6 protein-coding genes are annotated in these 5,453 nt (G+C 69.1%); 1 reads left to right on the plus strand and 5 read right to left on the minus strand.

Features of this window, described 5'->3' with window-relative positions:
- Positions 1–57: 57 nt before the first annotated feature.
- From ACFWPJ_RS23260 to ACFWPJ_RS23280, 5 genes are read right to left on the minus strand one after another with little or no spacing between them, the layout of a single operon-like run.
- A complete protein-coding gene (locus ACFWPJ_RS23260) occupies positions 58–480 on the minus strand; it encodes a nuclear transport factor 2 family protein (RefSeq protein ID WP_378854502.1) in 423 nt (140 codons plus the stop codon).
- Positions 477–1,367 (minus strand): TIGR03619 family F420-dependent LLM class oxidoreductase, encoded by an 891-nt coding sequence (locus ACFWPJ_RS23265; protein ID WP_378854503.1) that lies wholly within the window; start codon positions 1,365–1,367, stop codon positions 477–479. Before ACFWPJ_RS23265 ends, ACFWPJ_RS23260 begins: the two co-directional genes overlap by 4 nt.
- Positions 1,364–2,533 (minus strand): thiolase domain-containing protein, encoded by a 1,170-nt coding sequence (locus tag ACFWPJ_RS23270; RefSeq protein ID WP_378854504.1) that lies wholly within the window; start codon positions 2,531–2,533, stop codon positions 1,364–1,366. Before ACFWPJ_RS23270 ends, ACFWPJ_RS23265 begins: the two co-directional genes overlap by 4 nt.
- On the minus strand, positions 2,530–3,552 hold the full coding sequence (locus ACFWPJ_RS23275) for a thiolase domain-containing protein (protein ID WP_378854505.1): 1,023 nt from the start codon (positions 3,550–3,552) through the stop codon (positions 2,530–2,532). Before ACFWPJ_RS23275 ends, ACFWPJ_RS23270 begins: the two co-directional genes overlap by 4 nt.
- Before the next feature lie 8 nt (positions 3,553–3,560).
- Entirely contained in the window at positions 3,561–4,532 is a 972-nt protein-coding gene (locus ACFWPJ_RS23280; protein ID WP_378854506.1) for a Zn-ribbon domain-containing OB-fold protein, read from the minus strand.
- Between the two features lie 61 nt (positions 4,533–4,593).
- On the opposite strand from ACFWPJ_RS23280, the gene ACFWPJ_RS23285 reads away from it, so the two are divergent.
- On the plus strand, positions 4,594–5,453 hold an 860-nt coding region (locus tag ACFWPJ_RS23285), incomplete at its 3' end, for an LLM class F420-dependent oxidoreductase (RefSeq protein WP_378854507.1).

The raw sequence follows: 5,453 nt of genomic DNA on the forward strand, positions 1-5,453 counted from the left end.
GGATATGCCAAACAGCCCCGGTACCGCAGCGGTGCCGGGGCTGTTCTGCGTGCTGTGTCAGGACGCGCGACGGGTGGTGGCCATGGCGCGGTCCACCTCCCAGAAGGCGCGCAGCGCGGCGATCTTGCCCTCGGCGTCGACCTTGTAGGTGAACACGCCCTCGGCGTCGATCACGTGGCCCGCCATGGTGGTGCGGATCTTGCCGGTGAAGGCGATCTCGTTGCCGCAGGCGAAGGAGTCCTCGAAGAGGAACTCGATCGACTCCGTCAGCGCGATCGCCTTGTCCCAGAAGCCGCCGATCGCCTCGTGGCCACGATGGCCGACGCCCTCCGGGTCGAAACCCGAAGGGCCGACCGGATCTTCGACGATCCCGTCCTCGGCGAACAGCGCGACCCAGGCCGCCCGGTCCTTGGCCCGCACCGCCGCCTGGGAGGCCAGGCCGGCTGCGCGCGCCGAGCGGGCTACCGCAATCTCTGTCATGGCTTGCCCTTCGCGACGATCGGGTCGGCGATGTACTTCTCGGCGAACTTGCGCAGCGAGTCCTGCTTGGCGGCCAGCTCGCCGTCGAAGCCGATACCGTCGGACAGCCACGGCACAACGATGGTGTCGGTGACGCCGGCGTCGGCCAGATCCTGGTAGCCGCCGCGACCGAACTTGTCGATGCACACGGCCTGGATCTCGAAGGGCACCTCGGACCGGTCGTACTCGGCCCGCAGCTCGCGCAGGGTCGCGATGGTGGTGACCAGATCGTCGAACTTCATCATCGCCGAGGTCCAGCCGTCACCGATACGGGCGGCCCGGCGCAGGGCCGGACCGGTGTGCCCGCCGATGTAGAACGGCACCCGCTCACTGGGAGCCGGGCTGATCTGCAACTCGCCGAAATCGAAGAACTCGCCGTGGTACTCGACCATGCCGCCGTCGAGGACGAGCCGGATGATCTCGATCATCTCGTCGACCCGGGCGCCGCGGCGGGCATAGGGCACCCCGCACCACTCGAATTCCTCAGGAGCCCAGCCGATCCCGATGCCGAAGCCGAAGCGGTTACCCGACATGTTGGCGATCGAGCCGACCTGGCGGGCCAGCAGCAGCGGATTGCGCGAGCCGAGCTTGAGGACATTGGTGTAGAACCGCAGCTTCGTGGTCACCGCGGCCATGGCGGCCGCGCCGATCAGCGGATCCACCCACGGTGTCTCCGGCCCCCAGAACCGGCTGCCGTCCGGGGTGTACGGGTAGTCGGCGGCCTGCGACTTCATGTAGAACAGCGAGTCGGGCAGGCCGATCGAGGTGAACCCGCATTCTTCGGCCGTCTTGGCCAGCTCGGTCAGCTGGTCGAGCGGGCTCAGCGCGATACCGAGAGTGAACTTCATTCCGGGCGCTCGCTTCCCACGACCCACATCGAAAAGTACTGAGAGCCACCGCCGTACGCGTGTCCCATCGCCTTGCGGGCATTCTCGACCTGGTACGCGCCGGCGCGGCCCATGACCTGCTTGGCCGCCTCGGCGAAGCGGATCAGGCCGGAGGCGCCGATCGGATTGGAGGAGAGCACGCCGCCGGAGGGGTTGACCGGGATACGGCCACCGATCTCGGTCTCGCCCTTGTCGGTGAGTTTCCAGCCCTCGCCTTCGGCGGCGAAGCCCAGATTCTCCAGCCACATCGGCTCGAACCAGGAGAACGGCACGTAGATCTCGGCGACGTCGATCTCCTCGAGCGGATCGGTGATCCCGGCCGACTTCCACAGCGCGGCGGCCGCGTCCCGGCCCGCCTGCGGATTGACCTGGTCACGACCCGAGAAGGTGGTCGGCTCGGTGCGCATCGCGGTCCCGTGCACCCACGCGACCTTCTTGCCCTCGGCCTCCACCGCCGCCGCGGCCTCGGCGTTGCCGATCACCAGGGCGCAGGCACCGTCGGAGGACGGGCAGGTCTCGTCGAACCGGATGGGATCCCACAGCATCTGGGACGCCAGCACCGATTCCATGGTGATGTCGGGCTGGTGCAGATGCGCGAGTGGATTCTTCGCGCCGTTGCGCCGGTCCTTCACCGCCACCATGGCGCCGATGTGCATCGGGGCATGGGAGCGGCGGATGTAGGAGCGCACGTGCGGGGCGAAGTAGCCACCGGCGCCCGCGCCGACCGGCATGGTGAACGGCACCGGAATCGACAACGCCCACATGGCATTCGACTCCGACTGCTTCTCCCACGCGATCGCGAGGACCTTGCCGTGCACGCCCGCCTGCACCAGATTGGCGGCGACCACGCCGGTCGATCCGCCGACCGAGCCCGCGGTGTGCACGCGCAGCAGCGGCTTGCCGATCGCGCCGAGCGCCTCGGCGAGATACAGCTCGGGCATCATGACGCCCTCGAAGAAGTCGGGCGCCTTGCCGACGACGACGGCGTCGATCTCGTCGATGGTCAGGCCCGCGTCATCGAGCGCCCGATCGATCGCTTCACGGCACATGCCCGCCATGGACACGTCCGCGCGTTTCGTCACGTGATGAGTTTGGCCGGTGCCGAGCACCGCCGCGGGGAAGCTCATCGTGGTGCCTCCGATTCCAGAACGGCGACCAGGTTCTGCTGCAGCGCGGGGCCGCTGGTCGCATGAGCGAGAGTCCGGTTGGCGGTGCCGGAGATGATGGCCGTCGCGGCGTTGCCGATCCGCTCGAGGCCCGCCGCGAACATCGGGTTGCCCGCGAGCGCACCGCCGGACGGGTTGACCGGGGTCTCGGGGGACAGGCCGATCGCCTCGGCCAGGATCAGCTGCTGATGGCTGAACGGCGCGTGCAGTTCGGCCAGGTCGAAGGTGGTGTCACCACCGGTCGCGGCCGCGGCCGCCCTGGTGGTGGAGGGCGAGCGGGTCAGGTCCCGGCCACCGAGCGCCTGGGCGTCGATATTGTGCGCGATGCCGGTGATCCACGCCGGGCGCTCGCACAGCTCCCTGGCCCGATCGCCGACCGCCAGCACGATCGCGGCCGCACCGTCGGTGATCGGGGCGATGTCGTGCGCGCGCAGCGGATCGGCGACATACGGTGCGGCGAGCAGGGATTCGATGTCACCACCGGCGACGGCGGCCATCTCGCGCTCGGTCCAGCGGCCCGCGTCCAGCCCGGCGCGTGCCTGCAGGCCCGCGACCGAGACGGCGTCGGGCCACAGCGGGCCGACCAGATACGGGTCGAGCTGCCTGGTCAGCACCTGACGCAGGGTGCCCGCCGACGACTTGCCGAAGCCGTACACGAGCGCGGTTTGCGCCTGCCCGGAGAGCAGCTTCACCCACGCCTCGTAGAGCGCCCACGCGGCGTCCATCTCCACATGCGACTCGTTGATCGGCGGCACCGCGCCGATCGCGTCGACCGCGGAGATGAACGAGAACGCCCGTCCCGCCAGGTAATCCGAGGACCCGGAGCACCAGAAGTCGATATCGGTCTTGGTGATGCCGAGATCGGCGTAGAGCTGCTGGAAGCACGGCACGAGCATCTCGACGCCGTTGGTGGTGCCGAAGGTCTCCGACACGTGCGGTGCGTGGGCGAACCCGACCACCGCGATTTCTGGTGTACTCACGTCGCCTCTCAGAGGTGGTGCTGGTAGGACTCGTACGGGGCATCGGGCTCACCGCTCGGCCGGAAGTGGTCGATATTGGCCAGCGCGTGGCCCCACTCCTCGCGCGGCTTCCACACGGCTTCGACCCGCATGCCCATCCGCACCTCGGACGCCTCGCAGCCGAGAACCAGGTGCAGGAACGGGATGTCGGCGCCGTCGAGGAGCACGTAGGCGGCCACATACGGTGGCTTGATCCGCTGGCCGAGGAACGGCACGTTCACGATGCAGAAGGTGGTCACCGTGCCCTTGTCGGGCAGCTCGACCAGGTCGTCGGTCGGCGTGCCGTCGGTCGGGTTGGCGCCGCGCGGCGGGAAGTACACCCGCCCGCCCGCTTCGGAACGTCCGCCGATCAGCTTGCCCTCGGCGAGGCCGCGCAGGTAGACGCTCTCCTGCGGGGAGGCCGTGTGCTTGTAGCTCATGTCGCAGGGCGTGGTCAGCATGGTCACCGGCTCGGCGGTGTCCTCGGACGGCGCCGCGGCCTCGGCGCCTTCGCCCGGCTCGAAGCAGGAGATGTCCTGAATCGTTCCAGTGCGATCGTCGGCCCAGCGCACCCGCACGCGCATACCCGTGCTCACCTGGCTCGGGTCGGTCACGTCCAGCGCGTGCAGCATCGCCGTGTCGGCCCCGTCCAGCTGGACGAGGGCCCACGCGAACGGGCGGTCGAACGGCTGCCCGGGCAGCGGCTCGGCCACCCATGTCCACGACTGCACCGTGCCGGTCGGCTCGACCTGGACCAGCTCGGCCAGCGGGGCCGAGGTGATCGGGTCGTATTCCTGCGCGGGCACCAATACCCGGCCGTCACTGCCACGAACGCCGAATATCCGGCCCTCGCGCAGTCCGGTCAGAAAGGCGCCGATGACAGGTCCGACGGACCTGGTGTAGTCGAACTGCACCCGGAGGGGTGCACTCAATACTTCCACTGCGGTATTCCCCTGGGTCACGATATCGAGTAGAACAGGTTCTTATTCTGCTGGCAAGGATTCGCCGGAAAGGGCGTCGGTCATGAAATTCGGACTGCAACTCGGTTACTGGGGTGCGCAGCCGCCCGCCAACGCCGGCGAGCTGGTCGTCGCGGCCGAGGAAACCGGCTTCGACGCCGTGTTCGCGGCCGAGTCCTGGGGCTCGGACGCCTTCACGCCGCTGGCGTGGTGGGGGTCGAAGACCGAGCGGGTCCGGCTCGGTACCTCGGTCGCGCAGCTGTCGGCGCGCACGCCCGCCGCGGCCGCGATGCACGCCCTGACCCTTGACCACCTCAGTGGCGGCCGGGCCATCCTCGGTCTCGGTGTCTCCGGTCCGCAGGTGGTGGAGGGCTGGTACGGGCAGCCGTTCGCCCAGCCGCTGCGGCGCACCCGCGAGTATGTCGAGATCGTGCGGAAGGTGCTGGCACGCGAGGCCCCGGTGACCTCCGACGGCAAGCACTACGGCCTGCCCTACACCGGCCCCGGCGCGACCGGACTCGGCAAACCGCTCAAGCCGATCGTCCATCCTTTGCGCGCTGACCTGCCGATCTGGCTGGGTGCGGAGGGTCCGAAGAATGTCGCCCAGACCGCCGAGATCGCCGACGGCTGGCTGGCCATCTACTACGCTCCGCGCCTGGCCGGCATGTACAACGAGTGGCTCGACGAGGGGTTCGCGCGCCCGGGCGCCCGGCGCGGCAGGGCCGATTTCGAGATCGCCGCTAGCGCCCAGGTGGTGCTCACCGACGAGCCTGAGGCAGAGATCGAGCGGATGCGGTGGGTGACCTCGCTCTATATCGGCGGCATGGGCGCGCCCGAGCTGAACTTCCACGCCCAGGTCTACAAGCGGATGGGCTACGCGAAGGAGGTCGACGATATCTCGGCGCTGTTCCAGTCCGGGCGCAA

The sequence above is a fragment of the Nocardia sp. NPDC058497 genome, from assembly GCF_042720195.1.
Taxonomy (GTDB): domain Bacteria; phylum Actinomycetota; class Actinomycetes; order Mycobacteriales; family Mycobacteriaceae; genus Nocardia.

Bases quoted from the DNA above. Each gene is read 5' to 3' on its own strand.
- ACFWPJ_RS23270 (WP_378854504.1), bottom strand. From the start codon at position 2,533: ATGAGCTTCCCCGCGGCGGTGCTCGGCACCGGCCAAACTCATCACGTG.
- ACFWPJ_RS23260 (WP_378854502.1), bottom strand. From the start codon at position 480: ATGACAGAGATTGCGGTAGCCCGCTCGGCGCGCGCAGCCGGCCTGGCC.
- ACFWPJ_RS23265 (WP_378854503.1), bottom strand. From the start codon at position 1,367: ATGAAGTTCACTCTCGGTATCGCGCTGAGCCCGCTCGACCAGCTGACC.